The organism is Phyllobacterium sp. TAF24, assembly GCF_052113785.1.
GTDB lineage: Bacteria > Pseudomonadota > Alphaproteobacteria > Rhizobiales > Rhizobiaceae > Phyllobacterium.
Window position 1 is genome coordinate 98,057 of sequence record NZ_JBFRDN010000003.1, and the last position, 25,881, is coordinate 123,937.

General features: G+C 54.4%; 23 protein-coding genes. 18 read left to right on the top strand and 5 right to left on the bottom strand.

Going from position 1 to position 25,881, the window contains the following annotated elements; all coding sequences use genetic code 11:
- Window positions 1-83 precede the first annotated feature (83 nt).
- Complete coding sequence (locus tag AB4Y96_RS03965; RefSeq protein ID WP_441915802.1) at window positions 84-866, top strand: alpha/beta hydrolase; 783 nt, start codon at window positions 84-86, stop codon at window positions 864-866.
- Between the two features lie 184 nt (window positions 867-1,050).
- A complete protein-coding gene (locus tag AB4Y96_RS03970) occupies window positions 1,051-1,989 on the top strand; it encodes an alpha/beta hydrolase (RefSeq protein ID WP_441915804.1) in 939 nt (312 codons plus the stop codon).
- 18 nt (window positions 1,990-2,007) lie between these two features.
- On the opposite strand, the gene AB4Y96_RS03975 is transcribed toward AB4Y96_RS03970, so the two are convergent.
- The 3 genes from AB4Y96_RS03975 to AB4Y96_RS03985 form a co-directional block, all read right to left on the bottom strand.
- Entirely contained in the window at window positions 2,008-4,308 is a 2,301-nt protein-coding gene (locus tag AB4Y96_RS03975; RefSeq protein ID WP_441915805.1) for an FdhF/YdeP family oxidoreductase, read from the bottom strand.
- A 21-nt stretch (window positions 4,309-4,329) separates the two neighbouring features.
- Window positions 4,330-5,181, bottom strand: coding sequence for a formate/nitrite transporter family protein (locus tag AB4Y96_RS03980; RefSeq protein WP_441915806.1), 852 nt, complete (start codon window positions 5,179-5,181; stop codon window positions 4,330-4,332).
- Window positions 5,182-5,463: 282 nt separating this feature from the next.
- A complete protein-coding gene (locus AB4Y96_RS03985) occupies window positions 5,464-5,982 on the bottom strand; it encodes a DUF992 domain-containing protein (protein ID WP_441915808.1) in 519 nt (172 codons plus the stop codon).
- A gap of 470 nt (window positions 5,983-6,452) precedes the next feature.
- On the opposite strand from AB4Y96_RS03985, the gene AB4Y96_RS03990 reads away from it, so the two are divergent.
- The 10 genes from AB4Y96_RS03990 to AB4Y96_RS04035 all read left to right on the top strand — a co-directional run bounded on the left by AB4Y96_RS03990 (window position 6,453) and on the right by AB4Y96_RS04035 (window position 16,843).
- Window positions 6,453-7,067 carry a hypothetical protein gene (locus AB4Y96_RS03990; protein WP_091885316.1) on the top strand — a complete coding sequence of 205 codons (615 nt, stop codon included), beginning with the start codon at window positions 6,453-6,455 and terminating at the stop codon, window positions 7,065-7,067.
- A gap of 31 nt (window positions 7,068-7,098) precedes the next feature.
- Window positions 7,099-7,800 carry a glycosyltransferase gene (locus AB4Y96_RS03995; protein ID WP_441915809.1) on the top strand — a complete coding sequence of 234 codons (702 nt, stop codon included), beginning with the start codon at window positions 7,099-7,101 and terminating at the stop codon, window positions 7,798-7,800.
- Between the two features lie 249 nt (window positions 7,801-8,049).
- On the top strand, window positions 8,050-8,322 hold the full coding sequence (locus AB4Y96_RS04000; RefSeq protein WP_091885321.1) for a hypothetical protein: 273 nt from the start codon (window positions 8,050-8,052) through the stop codon (window positions 8,320-8,322).
- Window positions 8,323-8,476: 154 nt separating this feature from the next.
- Complete coding sequence (locus AB4Y96_RS04005; protein WP_091885324.1) at window positions 8,477-9,385, top strand: LysR family transcriptional regulator; 909 nt, start codon at window positions 8,477-8,479, stop codon at window positions 9,383-9,385.
- A gap of 184 nt (window positions 9,386-9,569) precedes the next feature.
- Window positions 9,570-10,514: an ABC transporter permease gene (locus tag AB4Y96_RS04010; protein ID WP_441915811.1), complete on the top strand. Its 945-nt coding sequence runs from the start codon at window positions 9,570-9,572 to the stop codon at window positions 10,512-10,514.
- Window positions 10,511-11,329, top strand: a complete 819-nt coding sequence (locus AB4Y96_RS04015; protein WP_091885330.1) for an ABC transporter permease — start codon at window positions 10,511-10,513, stop codon at window positions 11,327-11,329. Before AB4Y96_RS04010 ends, AB4Y96_RS04015 begins: the two co-directional genes overlap by 4 nt.
- Window positions 11,326-12,957: an ABC transporter ATP-binding protein gene (locus AB4Y96_RS04020; protein WP_441915814.1), complete on the top strand. Its 1,632-nt coding sequence runs from the start codon at window positions 11,326-11,328 to the stop codon at window positions 12,955-12,957. Before AB4Y96_RS04015 ends, AB4Y96_RS04020 begins: the two co-directional genes overlap by 4 nt.
- A 21-nt stretch (window positions 12,958-12,978) precedes the next feature.
- Complete coding sequence (locus AB4Y96_RS04025; RefSeq protein ID WP_441915816.1) at window positions 12,979-14,520, top strand: ABC transporter substrate-binding protein; 1,542 nt, start codon at window positions 12,979-12,981, stop codon at window positions 14,518-14,520.
- Between the two features lie 60 nt (window positions 14,521-14,580).
- On the top strand, window positions 14,581-16,029 hold the full coding sequence (locus AB4Y96_RS04030; RefSeq protein WP_441915818.1) for a M20 family metallopeptidase: 1,449 nt from the start codon (window positions 14,581-14,583) through the stop codon (window positions 16,027-16,029).
- Between the two features lie 184 nt (window positions 16,030-16,213).
- Complete coding sequence (locus AB4Y96_RS04035) at window positions 16,214-16,843, top strand: DedA family protein (RefSeq protein WP_091885342.1); 630 nt, start codon at window positions 16,214-16,216, stop codon at window positions 16,841-16,843.
- Here AB4Y96_RS04035 and AB4Y96_RS04040 read toward each other — a convergent pair.
- On the bottom strand, window positions 16,840-17,106 hold the full coding sequence (locus AB4Y96_RS04040; protein WP_441915820.1) for a helix-turn-helix transcriptional regulator: 267 nt from the start codon (window positions 17,104-17,106) through the stop codon (window positions 16,840-16,842). The genes AB4Y96_RS04035 and AB4Y96_RS04040 overlap by 4 nt on opposite strands.
- Window positions 17,107-17,366: 260 nt before the next feature.
- Between AB4Y96_RS04040 and AB4Y96_RS04045 the strand changes: the two genes are divergently transcribed.
- The 6 genes from AB4Y96_RS04045 to AB4Y96_RS04070 all read left to right on the top strand — a co-directional run bounded on the left by AB4Y96_RS04045 (window position 17,367) and on the right by AB4Y96_RS04070 (window position 25,261).
- Window positions 17,367-18,098: a FadR/GntR family transcriptional regulator gene (locus tag AB4Y96_RS04045; RefSeq protein ID WP_441915822.1), complete on the top strand. Its 732-nt coding sequence runs from the start codon at window positions 17,367-17,369 to the stop codon at window positions 18,096-18,098.
- 102 nt (window positions 18,099-18,200) lie between these two features.
- Window positions 18,201-19,706: an ABC transporter substrate-binding protein gene (locus tag AB4Y96_RS04050; protein ID WP_441915824.1), complete on the top strand. Its 1,506-nt coding sequence runs from the start codon at window positions 18,201-18,203 to the stop codon at window positions 19,704-19,706.
- Window positions 19,707-19,777: 71 nt separating this feature from the next.
- Entirely contained in the window at window positions 19,778-20,725 is a 948-nt protein-coding gene (locus tag AB4Y96_RS04055) for an ABC transporter permease (protein ID WP_091885612.1), read from the top strand.
- Between the two features lie 2 nt (window positions 20,726-20,727).
- A complete protein-coding gene (locus tag AB4Y96_RS04060) occupies window positions 20,728-21,597 on the top strand; it encodes an ABC transporter permease (protein WP_441916029.1) in 870 nt (289 codons plus the stop codon).
- Between the two features lie 18 nt (window positions 21,598-21,615).
- On the top strand, window positions 21,616-23,397 hold the full coding sequence (locus AB4Y96_RS04065; protein ID WP_441915827.1) for a gamma-glutamyltransferase family protein: 1,782 nt from the start codon (window positions 21,616-21,618) through the stop codon (window positions 23,395-23,397).
- Between the two features lie 19 nt (window positions 23,398-23,416).
- Entirely contained in the window at window positions 23,417-25,261 is a 1,845-nt protein-coding gene (locus tag AB4Y96_RS04070) for an ABC transporter ATP-binding protein (protein ID WP_441915829.1), read from the top strand.
- Window positions 25,262-25,319: 58 nt separating this feature from the next.
- On the opposite strand, the gene AB4Y96_RS04075 is transcribed toward AB4Y96_RS04070, so the two are convergent.
- Window positions 25,320-25,673: a cupin domain-containing protein gene (locus tag AB4Y96_RS04075; protein WP_441915831.1), complete on the bottom strand. Its 354-nt coding sequence runs from the start codon at window positions 25,671-25,673 to the stop codon at window positions 25,320-25,322.
- Between the last annotated feature and the right edge of the window lie 208 nt (window positions 25,674-25,881).

The following is a 25,881-nucleotide window of genomic DNA, read 5'->3' on the forward strand; positions in this document are numbered from 1 at the left end:
ATCTGTATGATCCGACCAACACGTAAGTATGATTACCTAGACGAACCGCCGGATGTAACTATTGGTGAGTACACCCCGTACTTATGGACAGGAGACGCATCGTGACGTTCAGCAAAATCCTCGCTCCAGCCCTGGTTGCTGGCTTTCTTTCTATCGGTGTTTCCAGTGCCGCATTCAGCGCGCCGCTGAAGTGCGTCGTTCTCGTGCACGGTGCGTTTGTCGACGGATCAGGCTGGAAGCCGGTGTATGATATTCTCAACAAAAAGGGCTATAATGTCAGCGTTGTCCAGCAACCGCTCACTTCAGTTGCAGATGATGTAGCCGCAACCAAACGCGTGCTCGGCCTTCAGCAAGGTCCGTGCATTCTCGTTGCCCATAGTTATGGCGGGGCCATCATAACCGAAGCTGGAAACGATCCCAAAGTTGCCGGGCTGGTTTATGTCGCAGCGCATGCGCTTGATCAAGGCGAAACCGAAGTCGGCAATGGCAAGCTCTTTCCTCCCGCTTACAAGTCTCTCGTGAAAACGCCTGATGGTTTTACCTATATTGACCCGGACCATTTTCATGCCGACTTTGCAGCTGATCTTCCGACCAAGCAGGCGGATTTCGCGGCACATTCCCAGATGTGGACTGCCGCTGCGGTATTTTCGACACCAGCTACAGATCCCGCATGGAAGCATAAGCGGAGCTGGTACGTGGTGGCAAAGAGTGATCGGATCATCAATCCTGATCTGGAACGCATGTACGCCAAGCGTGCTGGCAGCCACACAATCGAAATAGCAGGTGCAAGCCACTCGGTTTATGAAACCCACCCTAAGGAAGTCGCAGCCTTGATCGAACAGGCTGCACAACAATCGGTAAAATAGGTCGAGCCCCAAGGCAATGTACACCCCGCCACTGGCGAACGCCGGTGACGGCGTGAACTATTGGTCTACGGCATTCTCGTTGAACTTGATCTCCAAGAACCCTTGAACTTTGCATCTTGAAACCGGCGTAAAGCGTTTCTAGGGTTTGCGCAAAATGAACCTTTGGATACGAAGGAAGCAGGCGATGTTGACCCGTCGAATGATATTGGCTGCAATCGGCATGACCGCCCTCCCCACCAGACTTTTTGCCAGCACTGCTGATACCGTGCTTCCACTTTGGCCAGCGATACCGCCTGGTGGCGGTGGCCCAACGGGTCCTGCCAGTGAAAGTGCCAAGGGCGCTCTCAGCAACATCGCTGCACCGTCGATAGAAGCGTTCCAACCCGCAAAGCCGAATGGCGTTGCGGTGCTCGTTGCAGCAGGCGGCGGTTACAAGCGGATTGAAATGAAAAAGGAAGCCCTTCCCGCAGCGAAGTGGCTGACAGACAGGGGTTTCACGGCTTTTGTCCTCACCTACCGGTTGCCGGGAGAAGGTTGGAGAGATGGGCCACTTGCGCCATTACAGGACGCGCAACGCGCATTGCGGCTGATCCGTCAGAATGCCAGTCGTTTCCAAATCGATCCGGAACGTATTGGCATACTCGGATTTTCCGCCGGTGGCCATCTGCTCGGACTGGCTTCCACGCGTTCAGCCTTCTCGTCCTATAATGCTGTCGATATGACAGACAGCCTTTCAGCACGGCCGATATTTGCAGGCCTGATCTATCCGATTATCACGCTGGAGGCACCTTACGATCATACGTCCACCCGCCGTATTCTAATCGGCAAACATCCAAGTCCTGCGGAAAGCGCGGAATGGTCGGTTCAAACCCATGTCCGCAGCCAATGTCCACCCATGTTTCTGGTTCAAGCGAAGGATGATCCCATTTCCGACCCGGCAAACACCCGCATTATGGCGGACGCCTGCAAACAAGCCGATATTCCAGTTGAACTTCATCAACTGGCAAGCGGAGGGCATGGCTTCGGAATGGGGGAAATAGGGACGCCAACCGGCGTGTGGCCGGATTATTTCGCCACCTGGCTTGCAAAGGTCGATGTTTCAGCGGCGCAACAACACCGCTGAAACCATTGACGCTCAGTTTCAGGCGGCGCGCGTGATGCGTATCGGGACCGACTTGAACGACGGTGTTCCCGATCGCTTGTCATAATGCGACAAGGCGACCAGCGTGTTCATCTCCGGATAATAACCAGCAGCGGAMCCGCGCGGAATATTGTACATCACGGCTGTCACACGCTTGACACGGCGTGGCCGGTCATCGGGTTCGCCAGGATTTCGGGCCGCTTCGATATCGATCGTATCGCCATCCGATAATCCCCGGTCGGCCAGATCATCTGCGTTCAGAAAAATCACGTCGCGCCGCCCGAAAACACCGCGATAGCGGTCATCCATGCCATAGATCGTCGTGTTGTACTGGTCATGACTGCGGATGGTTGTGAGCGTCAGCACATTGGGTTCCAGAATGCGCGGGTCTTCATTCAGCCCATTGACCACCAGAAAACATGCCTTCTGGTTTGGCGTTTTCCACTCGCGATGCGATGCGGGGACACTCAGGCGAAAGCCACCCGGCTCTTTGATGCGCGCGTTGAAATCCTTGAAATCGGGAAAAACAACTTCGATCTTGTCGCGGATACGGCTGTAGTCTGCGATCATGGCGTCCCATTCGATACCGTAACGATCACCCAAAGTCGCTTTGGCCATCCCTGCAATCACGGCTGGTTCGGAGCGAATATCACCACTTGGCGGGTTAAGAAAACCGCGCGAGGCATGCACCATCGACATGGAGTCTTCCACCGTAACCGATTGCCTGCCGGTTTCCTGCATATCGGCGTCGGTACGGCCGAGAACTGGCAAGACGATGGAGGTCTTGGCCGTCAGCAGATGTGAACGGTTGAACTTAGTCGTCATATGCACGGCAAAGTCGAGCTTGCGCATTCCGGCAAAAGTGGCATCAGGGTCCGACATGGCAACAGCTAGGTTTCCGCCGAGGCAGACCAGCGCCTTGGACCGGCCATCAATAATTGCCTCAATGGCTTCGATGGCATTGTGGCCCCTATCGGCGGAGGGTCTAAAACCGAAAGCCCGCTCCATGCCGTCAATCAAGGCGGCGTTGGGAATTTCGGTGATGCCAACCGTGCGATCGCCCTGAACGTTGGAATGGCCGCGCAAAGGACAGATACCGGCGCCTTCCCGTCCGATATTCCCGCGCAGCATCAGAAAGTTGGCAATCTGCTGGACGTTTGCAGTACCGTTCCTGTGTTGGGTGATGCCCATGCCATAGCAGAGAATGACATTCTTCGATTTGGCATAGACATCGCCGGCGCTCTCGATAGCAGCACGGGTAAGGCCGGACATGAGTTCAATATCATCCCAGCTGGTCGCCTCGATATCATCCCTCAAAGCCTCAATGCCGTCCGTATGCTCAACGATGAAATCGCGATCAAGTACTCCGTTTCCGCCGCGCTCCAGATCAAGCCTGTCAAGCTCGAACACACGCTTCATCATGCCTTTGAGCACCGCTACATCGCCGCCGATACGAACCTGATGATAGGCCGAAGCAATATCCGTTGAGCCGAGCGTGACCATCTCCACGGGGCTTTGCGGCGAAGCAAAGCGTTCAAGCGCGCGTTCTTTCAACGGATTGAAAACGATGATGGGAGCGCCGCGCTTTGCTGCTTCGCGCAATGTTGTCATCATGCGGGGATGGTTCGTGCCGGGATTATGCCCAAAGCTGAAAATGGCATCGGCATGGTCAAAATCTTCCAGCGTAACCGTCCCCTTGCCGACCCCGATTGAATGCGGAAGGCCGACACTTGTCGCTTCATGGCACATATTCGAACAATCGGGAAAATTGTTGGTTCCGTAGGCTCTGACAAACAATTGATACAGGAACGCAGCCTCGTTCGAAGCTCGCCCCGAAGTGTAGAATTCGGCCATATTCGGATCAGGCAATGCATTTAATGCCGCGCCGATAGTCTCGAAAGCTCTGTCCCATCCAATGGGAATATAAGTGTCCGTTGCCGCATCATAAATCAGCGGATCGGTCAGGCGGCCCTGATCTTCGAGGTCGTGATCCGACCAATCCCATAGCTCCGTAACAGTGTGCGATGCAAAGAAGGATGGCCTGACGCGTTTGGCTGTCGACTCCCACGTTACAGCCTTTGCGCCATTTTCACAGAATTCGAAAGAAGAGGTATGTTTCGGGTCAGGCCACGCGCAGCCCGGGCAATCGAAACCATCGGGTTGGTTGGCCTTGAGCAAGGTTGCCGTGCCTTGGGCGACAATCTGCTGCTGGGCGAGACTTTCCGCCACCGCTTTCAACGCCCCCCAGCCACCCGCCGGTGCATTATAGCGCTCAATACCTTCGGGTCTCTTTTTGGCCATTTCAAACTCCTCGGGACTTAATCAACGATTGGCAGATATGTTGGGTTTCGTTGTAGCAGATAATAGAGCTTTTGAGTGCTGTGTGTCGTCTGAAGATGTTGCATTTTGCTGAGACACGGAGGCCTGCACCCAATATCCCAGAGCGATCATCACCGCGCCACCGCACAGATTTCCCAATGTCACGAAAGCAAGATTGTAGAAAGCGCCACCTACGGTAATGTTTACGGGATGCGTGCTTAAAAGTGCCAATGAAAAAGCGAACATATTGGCCACGCAATGTTCAAAGCCCGCAGCGACAAAGATCATGATCGGCCAGAAAATAAGGATGGCTTTGGCCGCGTCATTCTGGGTGCGATAGGTCATCCAGATTGCGAGGCAGACAAGCCAGTTACAGATCAGCCCGCGTGCGAACAACTCCGATGCAGGTGCATTCATTTTGGCGGCAACTGCTGAAATAAATGCTGCGTTTCCATCGCCGAGCAAGACGCCGCCGCCGCCAAGCTTGAAAAGCCACGCAAGCATGAACGCGCCAAGCAGATTGCCGAGCCAACAGACCGCCCAAACTCTCAGTGTGTCCATAAAACTTACCTGCCTGCTCAGCAGCGCGAGCGGCATATACATGGCCGTTCCGGTGAAAAGTTCAGAGCCCGCAAAAATGACGATTGTCAAAGCCGCGGCAAAGACGGCACCCATCACCAGATGTGCCCATGCAGGGTCGGCATGGGCGCCGACCGTGAACATGATGATGTCACCGAACCCGATATAAGCACCGGCCATGGCCGAGCCCACGATGAATGCGAGCGAATTGTATTTCAATGTGACGGATTTGGAGTGACCTGCTTCAGCAAGCCTGCTGATGGTGTCTTCGTACATGATGGTTTCCTTGCGAAATCACAATTCGCGTAAAAAGCGATCGACTTACACAAATCCGAGCCTATGCCGCGTTGTTCAACCGGGATATCGGATGTTGGTTTCGGCCGCCCTATACTTTGGTATAGGCCAGCAAAATAGACCGGAAATCATGCATGAAATTCCGTCGCTACGGCGCAGGTGCACGCGGGCGAAAAAATGCCAAAAAGCATTCTCGTATAAAAAGAAATGGGCACCACCGAACGCATTCGGTGGTGCCCATGCAAACAAGCAAAAAAGCTTATCTTAGTTTGCCGATGCAAGTGTCATCGATGTACCTGTAGCAGCAATGTTCAGGCCGATCTGGCCAGTTACACTGATTGCCTGCAGGTGAACCGAACCAGCAGTGCCGCCGAACAGAACGTTGGTACCAATGCCAGCGCCGAGTGTGGCTTCAGCTGTCGCACCGCGATAAACGCCGCTCAAGGAACCCTGATGGTAACCTGCTGTCGGCGCAAATACTGCCCAGACAAGACGGCTGCGTGTTGTGAAGCCAAGATCAACACCGAGCTTCTTGATCGCGCCGGTGTAGTGATCCGAACGCTCACGGCCGACAGTCGACCGGAAGACACAATCAACTTCCTTGGCCGAGCCAAGAACATAGCCAACGCCGCCATCGATATCGCAAGTCAGATATCCGATCCGCACACCGTTGCGTGCGTCTTCTTCCTGGTAACGCGCCTGCATATCAGCTGCAGTGGCAGCCGTTACGCCAGCAAGTGCCAAAGCTGTGGTCGCGAGTGCCATAGCAAGTGTCTTCTTCATCATTCTCTCCTTCAAAATTGTGACCGGTGCACCGCTATCGATCCTCCAGCCAACAAATTCAGCACCAGATTACGGACGATTTCGCAGAGCGATTTTAATCGACGCAACTGACGCAGCACATGTTGAGGCGTGCCGGAATGCGCAAGTGACAGACGGGTTACAGTTCGCCTCATAATGGGACATTTTGAAGGCATCACGGAAAATGTTTACACAAAATTAACAGTTTAGCCTTGGCTGTCAGGAGTTATTCCTGTGACCGTTGCGCCTTTGCCACGGCAGGCGCAAAGCTGCGAATATCGTCTGCGGTAACGGATATTTCATTGTCCAACGTCATCCAGACTGGACGAAATTGCAATTTTAGATTGATCTCTTCGCCACGATTTGCAACGACACAGTTGTATTTTCCGTTCAACCGGTTTTCCCTATACATTCTGTTTCGGTCCGTTTCGTGGATACCAAGGCTGCCCTTTATGACGAAGAAAATGTACATTGTCGGTAATGGACCAATAAAAGAGGATTTGTCCGCCGATATCGACGGGTCTGACTTTGTTGTACGCTTCAACGAACCCAAGAGTTCCATTGGTATGTCCGGCACCAAGACGGACATACTTTTCATGTGCAATGCGGGTAAACCGATGCAGCGGCGACTGAACGATCCGCGCTTTATTGATTCCCCGATCGTCCGCGCGGCCAGCCAGATTGTCTTGGCCTATCATCCATTCATTATCGACCGTTATTTCCCGAAGCCGAATATCCTATCGCGCCTGAAAGGTCGCCGTTCTGACTGGACAATGGCAACGATCAGATCATTGGGCGGGGTAGGCAAGACAAACATTGTTCTGCCGGAGCAGTTCTATCTCGATGGCTGCCGGGAACTTGGACTGCCGGAATCCAAAATGGCCGAGGTTTTCCCAAGCACCGGTTTCTTCGGCATCTATTATATTCTCAACCATCCTGATTATGCGGGCTGGGACATATCAGTCTGCGGCTTCAGCTGGCAGGGATGGAAACGTCATGCCTGGGCGAATGAGCAGGAATGGGTAAGGAACAAGGTCGATAGAAAATTGTTATCTGTCATCGACTAATAAAAGTGAAGTCTCTCGGAARGAATGCAACATGACGGAACGACTCGACATCTACGTAGGGTGGGATTCACGCGAACCGATAGCCTATGAAGTGGCGAAAAGCACAATATTGAAACATGCATCGATTCCGGTTGGCGTCGAACCTATTGTACTTGAGAATCTGGTGAGCAAAAATGCCTACACGCGTGACATCGATCCGCTTGCATCGACCGAGTTCACCTATTCGCGTTTTTTCACGCCATGGCTCGCCAACTACAAGGGTTGGGCGCTGTTTTGTGACTGCGATTTCCTGTTCTTTTCCGATGTTGCCGATTTGCTGCAATATCGCGATCCGCAGAAGGCCGTTTACTGCGTAAAACATGATTACACGCCCAAGGAAGGCACGAAAATGGACGGAAAGGTCCAGACCAGCTATCCCCGGAAAAACTGGTCATCATTCATGCTTTTCAATTGCGAGCATCCTTCCGTTCGCAAACTCACGCCTGAGCTTATCAACCGGGAAAGCGGCGCCTATCTTCACCGGATGCAATGGGCTGCCGATGATGAGATTGGAGAAATTCCAACAGCTTGGAACTGGCTTGAGGGCTGGAACGAAAAGCCCGCAAGCGGAACGCCGAATGCGGTTCATTTCACCAATGGCGGACCTTGGTTTAAAGACTGGCAGGACGTCGAATATGGCGATGTCTGGCGTAAAGAAGCCTTGAAAATCGATCCCGATTTCAAACCAATCTGAGATAGTCATAACCCATCAAAATCCCGGCGTTTCCAGCGCCGGGATTTTTTATTTGCCCTTGAGAAGGCTGAAATTGACGGCTGCCAAATGCTCACATGCTGATTTCAGTTTCGCCTCAGCCTCATATAATTCTCCACTCAGCCATCTCTGATAAAAGCTGCGGTGTATCTGGTTCGAATTCTCCTGTGCGGGCAGGAGCAATCAACCGGGAAACGCGTCTGCTGAGCGGTTATCCGGAGAATATACTCAATGCTTTTTGCACTATCTGCCCGCGATTGGTTTGTGATTCTGGCCACCATAGGCGCCAGCCTCAGTGCCTTGAAAGCCGCCTGGCACTGGCACGCCTCTACCGAGATATTGACGAGGGACGAAGTCGCGGGCCTGTCTGACGGGCGAAATGTACTCGATGACGTGCTCGACATCGCCCTTGCACAGAGTTTGGCGAATGCAAAGGCAGCTCAGGCCGCCATCTTCGCTGCTCTATTTGCCGTTATTGTATTCGTTACATGCCTGTCCAGCTGACAATATCGAGCCCGGGTGCAATCCAGTACGAATGCTTTGCTCTTCGCGCATCAGAAGAGAGCCGTCACTTAATCGATTGACAATTTTCATCCCAGAAGCTGCAGTTGATACGACCATCCAAGATGGGCATAACAACCGGAACTATGGGAATCCAATGAATTTTCGGCAGCTTGAAGTTCTTCGCACATTGCTTGTCACGGGCTCCACGACAGCAACGGCGCGAGCCATGGGTCTCAGTCAGTCAGGCATCAGCCGGTTATTGCAACAACTTGAATCCGATCTGTCGATGCAGCTTTTTGCGCGGGACAAAGGCCGGTTGATCCCAACCCCGGAGGCTGAAAAGCTTGCTTATGATGCGGAACTTGTCCTTGCGGGAATAGACCGGTTCACCAATCTTGCGCAGGATTTGCGCAGCGGTGCGGTCGGGCCGGAATCCGTGCGCATAGCTCTGCCCAACAGCCTTGCAGATCAGTTCACCCCCGATCTTCTGGCAGCCTTCGACAAGGATTTTCCACGCGTACGCATTGAGACTTTCTTTGATACATCAATGGCTATCACGCGGCTTATCGAACAGCGCATCGTGGATTTTGGTTTCCTTCGCTATGAGGGGCAACAAAGTGCTGGTGTTGAGCTGGACGTGATCGTCAGTGGCCGCAAAGTGTGTGTCATTCCAGCTGGTCACCCCTTGGCTGATCTGGAGGTGATTACCCCAAAAGATCTGCGGAATATTCCATTGATCCTGACAGGTCGTAACCGGCCCAATCGCATGAAACTTGATGAAATTTTCCGGCGCGCCAGCGTCACGCAAACGGTCAAAATCGAAACACACAGCAACAACTCTGCATTTGCCTATGCGGCCCATGGTCTTGGTGTTACGATCATCAGCAGTTTCTTCGCCAATCTCACCAAGGACCCAAGAGTCGTGATCCGCCCGTTTGAGCCGGCGCTGCGGCAAAGCTTCGGCCTCGCCAAGGCAGCAGGCGTTCCGCTTTCCATTGCCGCTGAAGCGTTGAACAATCGGATGAAGGAAATGCTTCTTGCGGTGCAAGACGTCAAAATCTAAGCCTGCGGGCGCTATTCGACAGCACTCATGATCTCCCGCTGAAGATCCGCATCTTCATGCATAACACTATGACGTTTACTCATAATATTGCGCATACTTTCCACATATGCTCATAGTCCAGCACTCAATGGCCAGACAACCGCTGGATACATGCCATCGGTCAAAAGAGCAGAATGGGAACAACGTGATCAAATTTATACTCAGCCGAATGCTGATGGCTGTGCCCACGATTATCATTGTGGCAGTTGCAGTATTCACCCTTATACGCTTCATACCCGGCGATCCGGCCGCCCTTATGCTGGGGGACCTCGCTGACCCGCAACAGATCGCAGCATTACGTTCAACATTGGGTCTCGACCAGAGCATCCCCGTGCAGTTCATGATATGGGTCGGCCATCTGTTCCAAGGCGATTTTGGTAAATCCATTGTCACAGGCGAACCTGTCCTGCATCTCGTCTTGTCCCGGTTTTTCATCAGTGCCCAGATCGTCGTTCTTGCTGTTTTCATTGCAAGTGTGATCGCCGTTCCGGCGGGTGTTATTGCGGCATGGAAACAGAATAGTCTCACGGATCTTGCCCTCGTCGGTACGGCAACGGTTCTTTTGTCCATTCCGACATTCTGGCTTGGGCTTTTGCTGCTGCTCTTCTTTGGTCTGAAACTTAGTTGGGTGCCGGTGCTGGGCTACGTCTCCGTGACAACCGACTGGAAAGCAGGGCTCATCTACATGGCGCTTCCGGTTGCCACGCTTTTTATCCACGAGATGGGCGTCATCATCCGCATGGCTCGCGCCTCAACCCTTGAGGTCCTGCGTCTCGACTATATCACCCATGCGCGCGCCAAAGGGCTTTCCGAACAGGCTGTTCTCTGGCGTCATGCCTTCAAAAACGCTTTTGGTCCCACATGGACAATGATTGGCCTGATCCTCGGGAACCTGCTGGGCGGTATTGCAGTGATCGAAACTGTCTTCTCGATACCCGGCCTTGGCCGCTTGCTGGTCGACAGTATTTTCCAGCGCGACTACCCCGTCATTCAAGGCTGTCTTCTCCTCGTCGCCCTCGCCTATGTGCTGGTCAATCTCGTCATTGATCTTCTCTATCCACTCTTCGATCCGCGGGTGGTGGCAGAATGAAAAAGTTTACATTCAACGGCGTTATCGGCGGGACTATTATTGCCCTGCTGTTTGTGGTTGCCGCTATCGGAATGGTCTGGACGCCATTTGATCCGATGAAGCTCAGTTTTTCCGCGCGCCTTGCAGCCCCAAATGGATTGCATCTTTTGGGAACAGACGAGTTCGGCCGCGATGTTCTGAGCCGGTTGATAATTGGTGCGCAGGCCAGCGTCTGGATCGGCCTCGCAACGGTCTGTTTTGCGGTATTGTTCGGTACTCTAATCGGTCTGACCAGCGGATATCTGCGTGGCTGGGTGGACGGGATTATCATGGCATTCAACAATGCCCTTCTGGCATTTCCCGGCATTTTGCTGGCGCTCGGTCTCCTCGCGGTTTTCGGTGCCAACCAGTATGGCATCATCTTTGCGCTGGGCATCGCCTACACCCCCTCCATGGCACGTATTGTCCGTGGTGCCGTTTTATCCCTGCGTGAGCGGGAATTCATTGAAGCCTCGAAGGTTATGGGCAACAGCGAGATCTACACGATCCTTCGCCACATCCTTCCCAATTGTCTCGCACCGATCACCGTTCTTGCCACATCCATGTTTGGCTGGGCGATCCTTTCCGAAAGCGCCCTCAGCTTCCTCGGTCTTGGTGTGCCGCCACCCGCGCCAACCTGGGGCAATATGCTTGCAGCCGGTCGTCCGTTCATTGAGCAAGCCGCATGGCTCGGCTTCTTCCCGGGACTGTGCATCGCATTCACCCTTCTTGGCATCAACCTGCTTGGCGATGCCCTGCGCGACAAGCTTGATCCCCGCATGAGAGGTTTGAAATGAGCAGTCAGAACACCCTTCTCAGCGTTCGCGGGCTGACCCTTGAAGTCATCCACAATAATGGCGCAGTCGTCAAAAATGTCAGCTTCGACGTTTCATCCGGTGAGATCGTTGGTATTGTCGGTGAATCCGGATCGGGAAAAACCCTCGCAACTCGCTCCATCATTGGATTGATTGCGCCCGGTATCCGCCATACCAGCGGTTCAATCCTCTATAAGGGTCAGGATATCCTCAAGGCCGGTGATCGCGCGCTGCGGCGCTTGCGTGGTGGTGAAATCGGTGTCGTCTTTCAGGAACCGATGACTTCCCTCAATCCCTCGATGACCATTGGTCGCCAGCTGGAAGAGGGTCTTATTCTCCACACCAAACAAACATCCGAGCAGCGCCGCACCAATATCCTGCACATGCTGACCCGTGTGGGCTTGAAAGACCCGTCGGGCGCATTGACGGCCTATCCGCATGAGTTTTCCGGCGGCATGCGTCAGCGCATCATGCTTGCCTCGGTCATGCTTTTGAAGCCTGCCCTGCTGATTGCCGATGAACCCACAACGGCACTGGATGCCGTTGTTCAGCGCGACGTCATGGAACTCATGGTAGAACTGACGAAAGAACAGGGCACCGCAGTGCTTTTGATCAGCCACGATCTGCCGATGGTCGCGCGATACACCAATCGTTTTGTCGTGATGGAACGCGGTGTCGTTGTCGAACAAGGCACGACGGAGGAAATCCTGTCGGCTCCGAAACATCCCTATACACGCAAGCTTCTGTCTTCCCTGCCATTCCGGGGAGATGTCCGCTCGATTGACACCACTGCGGGGCCCATAGTTTCCGCGCGCGATATCGTCGTCGATTATCCGGGGCGCAAAAGCCTGTTCAAGAAAGGCGTTGCAAAGCGCGCCCTGCACGGCATCAGCATAGATATTCATCCCGGCGAGGTGGTGGCCCTGGTCGGTGGCTCGGGTTCGGGAAAAACCACTCTCGGCCGCACGATTGCGGGACTGGTCAAGGAGACAAGCGGCGAAATCCTGTTTCAGGGCAAGAGTCGCCGAAGTGACTGGTTTGATTACCGCATGAATTGCCAGATGGTCTTTCAGGACCCCTACTCATCGCTCGACCCGCGCATGACGATCATGGCTCTGGTCGAAGAAGCGCTCAGGCTCATCCCCGATCTGACAATGGCCGAGAAGAGACAACGCGCCGCCGAGACACTTGAAGAGGTTGGTCTCGATAAAGCATTTGCTGATCGTTATCCGCACCAGCTTTCCGGTGGCCAGCGGCAACGTGTTGCCATTGCGCGGGCGATTGCACGCCGCCCCAAATTCCTGATCGCGGACGAGCCCGTCTCAGCACTTGATGTCACCGTGCGCGCGCAGGTTCTCGACCTCTTTTCAAACCTGCAAAAACGGTATGGCTTTTCCTGTTTGTTCATCAGCCATGATCTGGGTGTCGTCGAGCAGATCGCCGATCGTGTCATCGTCATGCAGGACGGTGAGATCATCGAGCAGGGCGACCGGAACGCAATCTTCGATACGCCAAGGGAAGCCTATACCCGCAAGCTGCTTTCGGCCATTCCCGCGCTGGACCTCAACGACAATGGCGGCGTCAAACTCAAATGGCGGCTCGACGCCTGAACCAATGAAAAAGGGTGGAACATGAAGAAAATACTTCTCGCAGGAACAATCCTGATAACGACTGTTGGTCTGGCTCAGGCACGGGACATCAATATCGCGCAAAGTTCGGATATTCGCAGCAACATCCCCGGCGTTAATCGCGACGGCAATACGGACTCGGTCATCTTCCATCTGGTCGAAGGACTGGTTGGCTATACGGAAAACGGTGACGTAAAACCGCTTCTCGCGCAGTCCGTCAACGTATCACCCGATGGCCTGACCTATACATTCCCGCTGCGCGACAATGTGAAATTCCACAACGGCGATCCGCTGACGGCTGAAGATGTCGTATGGAACTGGAACCGCTATATGGCGGAGGACACAAAGTGGACTTGCCGTGCGGATTTTGATGGCAGCAGGACCGTTAAGGTCACTGGTATTGAAGCTGTCGATCCCCATACCGTTGCCATGAAGATTGCAGCACCCTCCGCTGTATTTCTCGGGCTCATGGCACGGCCCGAATGTGGCTATACCGGAATTATCAGCCCCAAATCGATAGCGGCTGATGGCAGTTTCGTGGCGCCTATTGGCACAGGACCATTCAAATGGGGTGAATGGAAGCGCGGCGAATATGTGCGGCTGGCAAAATTCGATGCCTATGTCTCACCACCAAACGATGGCAAACCCGATGGCATGGTCGGCTCCAAGCGGCCGCTGGTGGACGGGGTAAAATTCACAGCAGTTCCCGATGCTTCAACGGTTAAGGCCGGATTGCTCGCAGGTGCGCTTGATGCGGCTGAGGTACCCGCCGACCTCGTCCCGGAACTGAAGGACAGCGCGATACAGCTGATCATGAAGCGCAACAATGGCAAAAACCTTCTCTATATCCAGACCCGCGATCCCGTCCTGAGCAAGGTCGGCGTGCGCCGTGCCATGGCGGCAGCGCTTGATCTGGATGATCTGGTCGGAGCTGTTTCCAATGGCACAGGGACCGCGAATGCTTCCATGGTTTCGCTGGACTCAATCTACTATTCCGATGTTCAGAAAAAGCGGATTGCCACAGATCTCGATGCAGCGAAGAAAGAACTCGCGGATTCCGGCTATAAGGGTGAACCAATCAAGATCATCGCGAACAAGCGCGGCAATGTCCCAAGCTATCCGGTGGCTGTTGTTGCTCAGGCCATGATGGCACAGGTTGGCCTCAATGTGCAGATCGAAGTTCTCGATTATGCCACACAGGTCGACCGGCGCCGCAGCGGCAATTATCAGATTATCTCCCAGTCCGTCACGCCGCGTCTCGATCCGGCGCTGATGTACAGTTTCTATGTGGGCAACAAGGACAAGAACGCTTCGCTCATGTGGGATAATCCCAAGGCGATCGAACTCATGGATGCAGCTTACAAGGAAGCGGACCAGACCAAACGTCAGGCCATATTCGATCAGTTTCATGAACTCATGCTGCAGGAGGTTCCCGGCATCTTTCTTTATGATCTCATGGATCTGTGGGGCGCATCGAAAAAACTGCACGGCACACCCGTATGGCAGTCGAATGCACGCGTTTGGGAAGTATCGCTCGACGATTAATTCGAAGGTTTATTGCCGGGCATCCGTGTTCGGGCATTGAAGAACCAGAAGGAAGAAATGATGACGACCAAGCAAACTGTTGCGGCCATAGCCGCAGCTGTCGACCAGTTGCAGCCTGAATTTGCAGCTATGAGCGATGCTATCTGGGATTATGCGGAGCTGAGCTTTTCCGAGCACCAATCGGCACAGACGCAGATTTCCATGCTGGAAAAGCACGGCTTTCGCATTGAGCGCGAAATCGCCGATATTGAAACTGCCTTTATCGGCGAGTCGGGCGAGGGCAAGCCGATCATTGCCTTCCTCGGAGAGTTCGATGCACTTGCAGGGCTGAACCAGAAGGCAGGCATTGCCATCGAACAGCAGGAAAAAACCGGCGGCACCGGTCATGGATGCGGGCACAATCTGCTTGGCACGGGTTCAATGCTGGCCGCTGTCGCCCTCGCGAAACATCTGAAGGCAAACAATCTGTCAGGCACCATCCGCTATTATGGCTGTCCCGGCGAAGAGGGTGGATCGGGCAAGACATTCATGGCCCGCGCCGGAGCTTTTGATGATGTGGATACGGCGCTGACCTGGCACCCTGCCCCGTTCAACGGCGTGCGGTCCACCAACAATCTGGCGGTGCTGGAGATTTACTACCGTTTCAAGGGCATCGCCGCCCATGCATCAAATGGCGCGCATCTCGGTCGCAGCGCGCTTGACGCACTCGAACTGATGAATGTTGGTGTCAATTTCCTGCGTGAACACATGCCGCAGGATTGCCGTGTCCATTACGCCATCACCGATGCCGGCGGCAAAGCCGCCAATGTGGTTCAGTCGCGCACCGAAGCGCTTTACCTTGTTCGTGCGCCAGAATTACCGATTGCCCTCGACCTTGCCGCCCGCGTTGACCGGATTGCCAAGGGTGCGGCGATGATGACGGACACAGAGGTTGAAATCGTGTTTGACCGGGCAGCTACAAATCTTCTGCCCAACATCGCGCTTGAGAGCGCTATCCACGCCAATATGGTTGATTTGGGTCCAGTACCGTTTGACAATGCAGACATTGCCTTCGCGCAGGAGATACAGAACACACTGACGCCAGAAGCGGTCAAAAGCAGTGTCAGGCTTTACCAGATCAAAAAGGACGTATTCCTCAATGGCAAGGTCGATGGATCAAGCCCGCTGCATCTCGGCTTACGCGACTTCGAAGGCGAATCGCATTTCCGCGCCGGTTCAACCGATGTCGGTGACGTAAGCTGGATCACGCCTACGGCCCAGTGCTGGGCTCCGGCATGGGCAATCGGTACCGCACCACACACATGGCAGGTGGTCGCTCAAGGCAAAAGCCCAGCGGCACACAAGGCTCTTGTTCATGCCGCAAAATCTCTGGCCGCTACGGGTCTTGATCTCATTCTCAATCCCGATCTTCTGGCTCAGGCAAAGGCAGAATGGCGGGAAAAAACCGAGGGTCGCCCCTATCAATGCCCTATTCCAGCGCATATAGGCCCAAAGATCGGTAGACCCTAGACTTTACCGCAAGCCATGACTATCTAGCCAGTTACACCCAGTAACCTCTGACGGCAGCTATCACATTGCTCTGGAAGTTATGGCATATTTGCCGTAGAGGTTCTGGCGCAACGAGGCCCGAAGGCCTTGTTGGAGGCAAGATTATTATACCGCCCCACCTCGGCATAAAAGATCGTGAACTTGAATGCCTGCAGCCAACATAGCCGCCGAAGCGCCCGGAGCCATTGCAACACTTCTGAGCTTTGGTCTCGTCGGCTTTGGATCACTGGCACTCCTTGAAAAATTCATCCCCGTTATCCCGTCTTACGTGCTTTTCATGCTTTTGGGCATGACTGTGCCGGATAGCGGCGGGCTGGGACTGGCTATTCTCGTTACCACAATAGGGTCTGCGGTCGGGGCGTTGGGCTGGTTTTCCCTTGGCTGGCTGCTTGGGCCAACAAGGGCCGAAGGGATCGTCGCGCGCTACGGCAAATATGTTTTCCTGAAGCCCGCCTTCTACGAACGTCTGACAAACTCCTATCGCAGCAATCATTTCTGGGTAACGCTGACGGGACAGATTATCCCTACAGTCCGGATCTATCTTGCCCTGCCCGCTGGAGTCCTTCGGCTTGATCCCCGTTCATTCACTGTGGCAACGACGGTTGGCACTTTCCTTTGGAATACGCCATTCCTGTGCCTGGGTTATGCACTGCGGGGCACCCCCTATGATCCAATTCACGTTGGATTCTGGGCGTCAATAATTCTGTTCGTTGCTGAAGGTTCGGTCATTCTGTTTTTCAGCCTGCGCCGCAAACGTCTGGCTCGACAGAGCTAGAAACTTTTCTGAAGCCGATGCCACTTTGATTGCAGGATAAACCACAGATCCGGCATGATCCCCAGCGCGTGCTCTATACGCACGGCAATATCGAGCGTTATCGGATGCTGTCCGCCGATGATCGCCTCAATGGTCTCCACCGGGATTTCCGCGAGCAGGGCAAAATTCTCGCGGGATAGCCCGTGCGCACTGATGCAAACGGCGAGATGCTCGCCGGGATGTACGGCCCAATGCGGGTTCCATTGATCTGCTGTCGAGTGCATTTCCCATCACCGATTCAGTTTCGCTTCGGTGAGAGATTCGTACCAGTTACTCATGTCAGGCCCATGTAAAAAACATGGCCTGAAAGTGGCAGTCTGCTAACAAATGTTTCTCCGAAAACACTTCTGAATCGAAAGAACCGCCAATAAATCTTGTGCACAGATTTTGAGCAATAACATAATTGCTCAAAATACCATCTTGACGTTGTTTCAAAAATGCCGTCGACTGAACCAATCCAACAATTGGTCCGAACCAATCACACATGGCAAGCAATCAGTCCCAGGAGAATTCCAACTACGCGCTTGATCGACTGCGCCATCTTCTGATGTCGGAAGCATTCGAAAAAGATGGCAAACTACCGACAGAGCGGGCGCTTTCTGAGTCCCTTGGCGTCAGCCGTCGTTCGGTCCGCCGCGCGCTTGAGGTATTGGAAGCCGAAGGCCAGATATGGCGCCGTCAGGGTCATGGGACGTTTGCCGGGCGCAAACCCGATGGCTGGGGAGAACATGTCGGCACAATTATCGCCGGTACCGATTTCATGGAAATCATGGAAGTTCGGCTGAGGATAGAACCTCAATTGGCACAGCTGGCCGCAATGCGCGCCAAGGCTTCTGAAATCGCTCGTATGCGGGAGCTGGCGCTGAAATCAAGCGAAAGTCAGGACCCAGACTCGCATGAGCTATGGGACGGCGCATTACACCGGCAAATCGCCCAGAGCGCTGGCAATCAGTTTTTCCTGACTATCTTTGATGTGATCAACCGGGTGCGTTCTGATGAAGCATGGCAAGTCATCCGTGAACGTGCGCGCAGCGGAAACAACTCCGGATCAAAGTCTTACGCCCAGCATTCAATCATCATTGACGCCATTGAAGCCCGTGACCCGCTGAAAGCCGGTGAAGCGATGCGTCAGCATTTGTTGATGCTGCAGGAGTGGCTGATCCGGTTGACTTCAATGGATGGAGCCGAAACGGACCAAACCGGCAAAGCGCCCTAACGCATACCATTACGACGTGACGATAAGGACCGGAGCATAACCGGCCATCAATACGGAACAAACAAGCGGATTTCACCGCTCTGACAAAAGAGGAGAACTTCGATGAAAAAGGCAAGGCTTCTTGCAACCCTGGTCGCAGGCATTCTTATCGCTGCCCCCGCTAGCGCCGCTGACTTGCGTATCGGCCTTCAGGACGATGCCGATGTGCTCGACCCCGCGCAGTCGCGCACCTTCGTTGGCCGCATTGTCTATACGGCATTGTGCGACAAGCTGGTGGATGTAAGCCCCACGCTTGAGATCGTGCCGCAACTGGCAACGGATTGGAAATGGTCGGATGATGGTTCTGAATTGACCATGAACCTGCGAAAGGATGTGGTCTTTCATGATGAGACGCCGTTCAATGCAGCGGCTGTCGTTGCCAATATCCAGCGATCGCAGACCTTGCCGGAGTCTCGCCGCAAGAGCGAACTCTCTTCGGTAAAGAGCGTCGAGGCAACAGGTGATTATCAGGTCAAATTCACGCTGAAAAGTCCGGACGCCTCCCTGCTCGCGCAGCTGACGGATCGCAGCGGCATGATGGTTTCGCCGACAGCGGCCAAGGAACTCGGCGCTAATTTCGGCAATAAGCCGGTTTGCTCAGGTCCGTTCAAATTTGTCGAGCGGGTCCAGCAGGATCGTATCGTGCTGGAGAAATTCGCGCATTACTGGAATGCGGCCAATATATTCATCGACAAGGTAACTTTCTTGCCAATCCCCGACTCGACCGTTCGGCTTGCCAACCTGCAGTCGGGTGACCTTGATATGCTGGAACGGCTTGCCGCCACGGATGCCGCAGCCGTGAAAGCGAGTTCAAATCTGACCTATGCCGATGCCATTGGCGTTGGATATCTAGCCCTCTATACCAACATCGCCAATGGCCCGCGTGCCGACAATCCCTTCGGCAAGGACAAGCGGTTGCGGCAAGCGTTCTCTCTGGCCATTGATCGCGAAGCGGTCAATCAGGTTGTCTATGAAGGCACATCCGTTGCCGGCAATCAGCCCTTTCCGCCAAACAGCCCTTGGTATGACAAGGACATTCCCGTCCCCGCTCGCGACGTGGACAAAGCCAAGGCATTGATGAAGGAGGCTGGCTTTGAGACACTCGATATCGATCTGCAGATTGCAAACAACCCCGTACAAATGCAGATGATGCAGATCATCCAGTCGATGGTTGCCGAAGCCGGATTCAACGTCAAATTGAGGACGACGGAATTCGCGACGCTTTTGTCCGAGCAGACAGCGGGCAATTATCAGCTTGGCCGCTCCGACTGGTCGGGTCGCGTCGACCCTGATGGCAATCTACATCAGTTTGTCACATGCAAGGGCGGTATCAACGATACCAAATACTGCAACCCCGAAGTGGACACGCTTCTCAACGATGCGCGCGCCTCAACTGATAATGCGGTGCGCAAGCAGAAGTACGATGCAGCGGCACAAATTCTCAATGATGACCTGCCCATCATCTATCTTGGCCATCAGGCATGGATTTGGGCACTCAAGAAGAATGTGACGGGCTTTGTGCCCTCCCCCGACGGCATGATCCGCCTGCAGGGTGTCAAGAAGAGCTAACGAAACAGCGATGGGCAAAGCTGCGGGTTTTGCAGCTTTGCCGCAACGCGACACGTCAGGATTTTCAGGCCATGTATACTTACATCGGGAAGCGGCTATTGCTGGCCATACCGACACTGATCATCATTTCGATCTTTGCGTTCTCCCTGCAAAAGCTGTTGCCGGGGGATCCGATCCTTGCCATGGCAGGAGAGGAGCGCGATCCGCAGGTACTGGAATTCCTGCGCGACAAATATCGTCTGAATGACCCTGTCATCTTCCAGTATTTCTATTGGATCGGTTCTGTCCTCCAGGGTGATTTCGGCATATCACTGCGCACCAATCAGCCGGTTCTGTCACTCATTGCCGAAAAACTTCCTGTGACCGTTCAACTGGCCATCATGGCCATGAGTTTTGCCTTCGCCATCGGCGTTCCCATCGGAATATTGGCTGCGGTCAAGAAGAACACCGTAGTCGATTACATCGCCAACATCGTTGCTTTATCCGGTCTCTCCGTCCCCAATTTCTGGATGGGTATTATGCTCATTCTGCTCGTCTCGGTGAAACTTGGCTGGCTTCCGGCATCGGGTTACGAACCATTCTTCAGGGACCCGGTGCGATCCCTGCAAACCATGATCATGCCAGCCTTCGTTCTCGGACTGGCACTGGCAGCGACACTCATGCGCCATACGCGATCGTCCATGCTGACCGTGCTGGGTGCCGATTACATCCGCACAGCCCGCGCCAAAGGCGTTTCGGAGCGCTCGGTCATTCTCAGCCACACGTTCCGTAATGCGCTTCTTCCGATCATCACAATGACTGCTCTGCTCTTTGGCGAACTTCTGGCGGGCGCCGTGCTGACAGAACAGATTTTCACCATTCCCGGCTTCGGCAAACTCATCGTCGACGCTGTTTTCAACCGTGACTACGCGGTTGTGCAAGGCGTCGTGCTGTGCACGGGGGCAGGCTTTATCCTGATGAACCTCGTTGCAGATGTGCTCTCCCTCCTCCTCAACCCAAGAATGAGGGCAGCGCTATGACCATGCCGCAAACAATGCCGATGGCACCACAGCAAAGCCGCTCAAACAACCGGGCATGGAAAAAACTGAAGGCCAACAAAAGCGCCCTTGCCGGTCTCATCATCATCAGCATCTTCCTGATCCTTGCGCTCGCCGCACCTCTGTTGCCCATGGCCGATCCCGTCGCTACGAGTTGGTCTGCAATTCGCAAGGCTCCCTCCGCTGCGCATTGGCTAGGCACCGATGATATCGGCCGGGATATTCTCTCTCGCATGATCTGGGGCGCACGCGCCTCGCTGATGGCCGGTGTGTTTTCCGTGGGAATAGCTGTTGCTGTCGGCGTTCCGCTCGGGCTCATTGCCGGCTACTTCGGCGGTTGGATCGACATTGTCATTTCGCGCATTACCGAGGCATTTCTGGCCATGCCGTTCCTCATCACGGCCATTGCCTTGGCTGCCTTTCTTGGACCGAGCCTTGGCAATGCGATGATTGCCATTGGCTTTTCCGCCATGCCGCTTTTTGTACGTTTGACGCGCGGGCAGGTCCTGACAGTAAAAACCGAGGATTATGTGGAAGGCGCACGCTCTGTCGGGCTCAGCCACTACAGGATCATCACCCGTTACATTCTGCCGAACGTGTTCTCCCCGCTGCTCGTCCAGGCCAGCCTTACTATCGCCACTGCAATTATCGCCGAGGCCAGTCTCTCCTTCCTTGGGCTCGGTCAGCAGCCTCCCGCTCCCAGCTGGGGCTCGATGCTCAATGTGGCAAAGAACTTCCTGTCCCAGGCTCCATGGATGGCCATGTGGCCGGGCGCTGCAATTTTTCTTGTCGTTATCGGCTTCAACCTACTTGGCGATGGATTGCGCGACGCCCTCGACCCGCGCGAAGCATAATTCTGAAAGGACAATTCAATGACCCGTTTTACCACCCGGCCCGAAATTCTAGGAACTTTTGGGGTTGTCGCGTCGACACACTGGATCGCCACAGCAGTCGGTATGAGCATTCTTGAAAAGGGCGGCAATGCCTTTGACGCGGCCGTCGCAACAGGCATGGTCTTGCAGGTGGTGGAACCGCATCTGAATGGCGCAGGCGGCGATATGCCTGCGATCTTCTACTCAAAGAAGAAGGACAAGGTAGAGGTCATTTGTGCGCAGGGACCTGCGCCGGCGGGCGCGACGATCGAACATTACAAGCGCGAGGGGTTGGATCTGATCCCCGGCGATGGCCTTCTGGCAACGGTGATACCCGGCGCATTTGATGGCTGGATGCTCATGCTTCGAGACTATGGCACGATGTCGGTCCGCGATGTACTGGAACCCGCAATCTATTACGCCGAGAATGGCCATCCCGTTTTGCCGCGCGTATCGGATACCATCAGCGGGTTGGGCGAATTCTTCCGCAAAGAGTGGCCCACATCCTTTGCAACATGGTTGCCCGGCGGGAGTGCTCCTGCACCGCATTCGAATTTCAAAAATCCTGTGCTTGCCGCAACATGGCAACGCATTGTGGCTGAGGCCGAAAGCAGGAATGGCCGCGAAAATCAGATCGAGGCGGCGCGCGATGCATTCTATCGCGGTTTTGTTGCCGAGAAGATTGCTGACTATCTGCAAAGCGCCGAGGTCATGGATGCCAGCGGCAACCGCCACAAAGGCGTACTGACCGCTGACGATTTGGCAAACTGGCACGCGACAGTGGAAGCACCGCAAACCTATGATTATCATGGCTGGACAGTCGCCAAAACGGGGCCATGGGGTCAAGGGCCCGTGCTGCTGCAATCGCTTGCCCTCTTGAAGGGCTTTGATATCGCCGCGATGGACCCGAACAGCGCAGAATTCGTTCACACTGTGGTCGAAGCCCTGAAACTCGCCTATGCGGATCGCGAGGTCTATTACGGTGATCCAAATCATTGCGATGTGCCGATAGAGCATCTTCTGTCTGACACCTATGCCCACGAACGCCGCAAATTGATAACAGCGCAGGCTTCCCACGAGCTTCGACCGGGGAAAATCTCCGGCTTTGAGACGCAGTATGATCTCACCATGCAGATGTTGAAGGGCATGGGAGACGGCGCGGTCTATGAGCCAACCATGTCGCACCTTTCGGAGAAACGTGGTGACACAGTTCATATCGATGTGATCGACCGTGACGGCAATATGGTGTCGGTCACTCCATCAGGCGGCTGGCTCCAGTCATCACCAATCATTCCCGAGCTTGGCTTCTGTCTCAATTCGCGCGCGCAGATGTTCTGGTTGCAGGAGGGATTGCCGACATCGCTCGCTCCGGGCAAGCGCCCGCGCACGACACTGACGCCGACTATCGCGCTTTTTGAAGGGCGACCAACAATGGCCTTCGGCACGCCCGGCGGCGACCAGCAGGACCAATGGCAATTGCCGTTTTTCCTGCGCCACGTTCATCACGGCCTGAACCTGCAGGAAGCAATCGACCAGCCATTGTTCCATACAACGCACTTTCCAAGTTCTTTCTATCCAAGGACAGGAGAGCCGGGAAACATCACCATCGAAACCAGCATCGGCATAGAGGTGTTAAACGCACTGCGCCAGAAAGGACATGTAATCACCGCCGCCGACCCATGGTCCGTTGGTCGTCTGACGGCAGCAAAACGCGACGCTGACGGGTTGCTACGGGCAGCGGCAACACCGCGCCTGATGCAAGCCTATGCGATAGGGCGATAGCCAGATGAAGGTGAACGCTGTGACAGCTCCCGAAACGGACCACGCATCAATAGCCACCGCTGCCAATCCGGTGCTGGCTGTCGAAGGGCTGACCACGTCCTTTCTCGTTGACGGCACGTGGAAAAGCGTGGTGCGCGATGTCTCTTTCAAAGTCATGCCGGGAGAAACCGTCGCTATTGTTGGCGAATCCGGTTCGGGCAAGAGCGTCACGTCACTTTCTGTCATGCGCCTTCTGGCAAAAGCATCCAGTCGCATTGAAGGTAGCATTGTCCTCAACGGCAAAGACCTTCTTGCGCTGTCTGACAGGCAGATGCGGGATGTTCGCGGCAATGATATTGCAATGATCTTTCAGGAGCCGATGACCAGCCTCAATCCGATTTTCACCATCGGACGGCAGATATCCGAGGCATTGACCTGTCACAGCACCATTTCACAAACGGAAGCGCGCGCCGAGACAATACGTCTCTTGGAAAAAGTGCGCATACCGAATGCTGCTGCCCGCTTCGATGAATATCCGCACCAATTCTCCGGCGGTATGCGCCAGCGCGTTATGATAGCAATGGCGCTTGCAAGTCGGCCGAAGCTTTTGATTGCCGACGAACCGACAACTGCATTGGATGTCACCATTCAGGGACAGATTCTTGATCTGATCAAGGTCMTGCAGGAAGAGGAAGGCATGGCCGTCCTTTTCATTACCCACGACATGGGCGTGGTCGCCGAGGTCTCGGATCGCACTATTGTGATGTATCGCGGTGAGGCCGTCGAAAGTGGCCCTACTGCCGATATTTTCCATCACGGCAAGCATCCCTATACGAGAGCGCTGCTTGCAGCCGTGCCCCGCCTCGGCTCCATGAAGGATCGGCACTGGCCCTTGCGCTTTCCGATTGTCGATATCAAAACCGGGCAATCGACCGTTCCGGTCGAGGTAGCCGATACGGTCGATAGACGCAAAACGCCGATCCTCGAAGTCAAGAATCTGACCACGCGATTCGATATTCGTTCGGGTCTGTTCTCGCGGAAAACTGGCGCCATCCATGCGGTGGAGAACGTATCGTTTGACCTGTTCCAGGGTGAAACCCTATCGCTGGTCGGCGAGTCCGGCTGCGGGAAATCCACCACAGGCCGATCTATCACCCGTCTCGTGCAGCCCAATAGCGGTGAGGTTCTTCTGGACGGATATAATGTCCTTGCCCTTGATCCGATTGCCCTGCGCAATATGCGCAAAAGTATCCAGATGATTTTTCAGGACCCTTTTGCCAGCCTCAACCCGCGTATGAGTGTCGGCGCAACGATTGCAGAGCCGTTCATCGCTCACCGTCTCGGGACACAGAAGCAGGCTCGCGAAAAGGCTATAGACTTACTTGAACGGGTTGGTCTGACGGCCGATATGTTCACCCGCTATCCGCATGAGTTTTCCGGCGGCCAGCGCCAGCGCATTGCCATTGCCCGCGCCCTCTCCCTTGATCCCAAGGTCATCGTCGCAGATGAGTCCGTTTCAGCGCTCGACGTGTCGATCAAGGCGCAGGTGGTCAACCTACTCCTCGACCTCCAGCAGAATTTCAATCTGTCATTTCTGTTCATCTCGCATGATATGGCCGTTGTCGAACGGGTGAGCCATCGTGTGGCCGTCATGTATCTTGGCGAAATCGTCGAGATCGGTCCGCGCGCCGCGGTTTTCGATAATCCGCAACATGCCTATACGAAAACCCTGATGAATGCCGTTCCTGTGCCCGACCCGGCGCGCCGGGCAATCAGGCGCAATGCCACAATCAATGAATTGAAAAGCCCGGTGCGACCCGTGGGGTATGAATCGCCGCAGCGCGAATATCTGGAGGTGACGAAAGGACACTTTGTTCAGAGATAATCGTGGCCGGCGCGCGGTGTCGAACCCCAACCCGCTAAACACCTGCCCCAATCTTCGCCTACTCCAAATCTTCCTGACTGAAGGCTTCTGTAACGTGAAGGTCTGTCGTTTCCAGACGACCTGGGCCGAGGTTTACGAACTTGTGAGGAACATAAGCAGGACCGAACAAAATCTGACCGGCTTTCGCTTCTATCCCCTGCTCGCCAATTGTAAACAATGCACGCCCCTCCCGAACGATGAAAACTTCATCATATGGATGCCGATGGAGTTTCGGACCGTGGCCGATTTTATCGGTGGTGTAGAACATCACCGACACACCAGTGCCAAAGCGCATCCCTTCAAATTCGCCCTGCCATACATCTGGCTCCTCAGCCCATTGGTCACGATCAAGCACCATAGCCTTCTTTTGCATCAATTAACCTCTCATCACCGCCCGCTAATTATTGTCGGCCATGTTTTAATATAATCTATGTTCAACGCAGTAATTCATTGGCAATCATTGCCGCCACCCATTTCGGAGCGTGGACCTTTAGCAGCTGAATGCTTGAAAAGGATATCCCTAAGATACTTTATTGTTTTTATTGAGTAATTTTATCAATTCGGCAATGAAGATTGGTTTA

What these genes read in the sequence shown, in the direction of transcription:
- AB4Y96_RS03995 (WP_441915809.1), top strand. Translation starts at nt 7,099, where the DNA reads ATGACGGAACGACTCGACATCTACGTAGGGTGGGATTCACGCGAACCG.
- AB4Y96_RS04055 (WP_091885612.1), top strand. Translation starts at nt 19,778, where the DNA reads ATGTATACTTACATCGGGAAGCGGCTATTGCTGGCCATACCGACACTG.
- AB4Y96_RS03985 (WP_441915808.1), bottom strand. Translation starts at nt 5,982, where the DNA reads ATGAAGAAGACACTTGCTATGGCACTCGCGACCACAGCTTTGGCACTT.
- AB4Y96_RS04015 (WP_091885330.1), top strand. Translation starts at nt 10,511, where the DNA reads ATGAAAAAGTTTACATTCAACGGCGTTATCGGCGGGACTATTATTGCC.
- AB4Y96_RS04020 (WP_441915814.1), top strand. Translation starts at nt 11,326, where the DNA reads ATGAGCAGTCAGAACACCCTTCTCAGCGTTCGCGGGCTGACCCTTGAA.
- AB4Y96_RS04000 (WP_091885321.1), top strand. Translation starts at nt 8,050, where the DNA reads ATGCTTTTTGCACTATCTGCCCGCGATTGGTTTGTGATTCTGGCCACC.
- AB4Y96_RS04050 (WP_441915824.1), top strand. Translation starts at nt 18,201, where the DNA reads ATGAAAAAGGCAAGGCTTCTTGCAACCCTGGTCGCAGGCATTCTTATC.
- AB4Y96_RS04040 (WP_441915820.1), bottom strand. Translation starts at nt 17,106, where the DNA reads ATGCACTCGACAGCAGATCAATGGAACCCGCATTGGGCCGTACATCCC.
- AB4Y96_RS04035 (WP_091885342.1), top strand. Translation starts at nt 16,214, where the DNA reads ATGCCTGCAGCCAACATAGCCGCCGAAGCGCCCGGAGCCATTGCAACA.
- AB4Y96_RS03980 (WP_441915806.1), bottom strand. Translation starts at nt 5,181, where the DNA reads ATGTACGAAGACACCATCAGCAGGCTTGCTGAAGCAGGTCACTCCAAA.
- AB4Y96_RS04065 (WP_441915827.1), top strand. Translation starts at nt 21,616, where the DNA reads ATGACCCGTTTTACCACCCGGCCCGAAATTCTAGGAACTTTTGGGGTT.
- AB4Y96_RS04045 (WP_441915822.1), top strand. Translation starts at nt 17,367, where the DNA reads ATGGCAAGCAATCAGTCCCAGGAGAATTCCAACTACGCGCTTGATCGA.
- AB4Y96_RS04075 (WP_441915831.1), bottom strand. Translation starts at nt 25,673, where the DNA reads ATGCAAAAGAAGGCTATGGTGCTTGATCGTGACCAATGGGCTGAGGAG.
- AB4Y96_RS04030 (WP_441915818.1), top strand. Translation starts at nt 14,581, where the DNA reads ATGACGACCAAGCAAACTGTTGCGGCCATAGCCGCAGCTGTCGACCAG.
- AB4Y96_RS03990 (WP_091885316.1), top strand. Translation starts at nt 6,453, where the DNA reads ATGACGAAGAAAATGTACATTGTCGGTAATGGACCAATAAAAGAGGAT.
- AB4Y96_RS03965 (WP_441915802.1), top strand. Translation starts at nt 84, where the DNA reads ATGGACAGGAGACGCATCGTGACGTTCAGCAAAATCCTCGCTCCAGCC.
- AB4Y96_RS03970 (WP_441915804.1), top strand. Translation starts at nt 1,051, where the DNA reads ATGTTGACCCGTCGAATGATATTGGCTGCAATCGGCATGACCGCCCTC.
- AB4Y96_RS04060 (WP_441916029.1), top strand. Translation starts at nt 20,728, where the DNA reads ATGCCGCAAACAATGCCGATGGCACCACAGCAAAGCCGCTCAAACAAC.
- AB4Y96_RS04025 (WP_441915816.1), top strand. Translation starts at nt 12,979, where the DNA reads ATGAAGAAAATACTTCTCGCAGGAACAATCCTGATAACGACTGTTGGT.
- AB4Y96_RS04005 (WP_091885324.1), top strand. Translation starts at nt 8,477, where the DNA reads ATGAATTTTCGGCAGCTTGAAGTTCTTCGCACATTGCTTGTCACGGGC.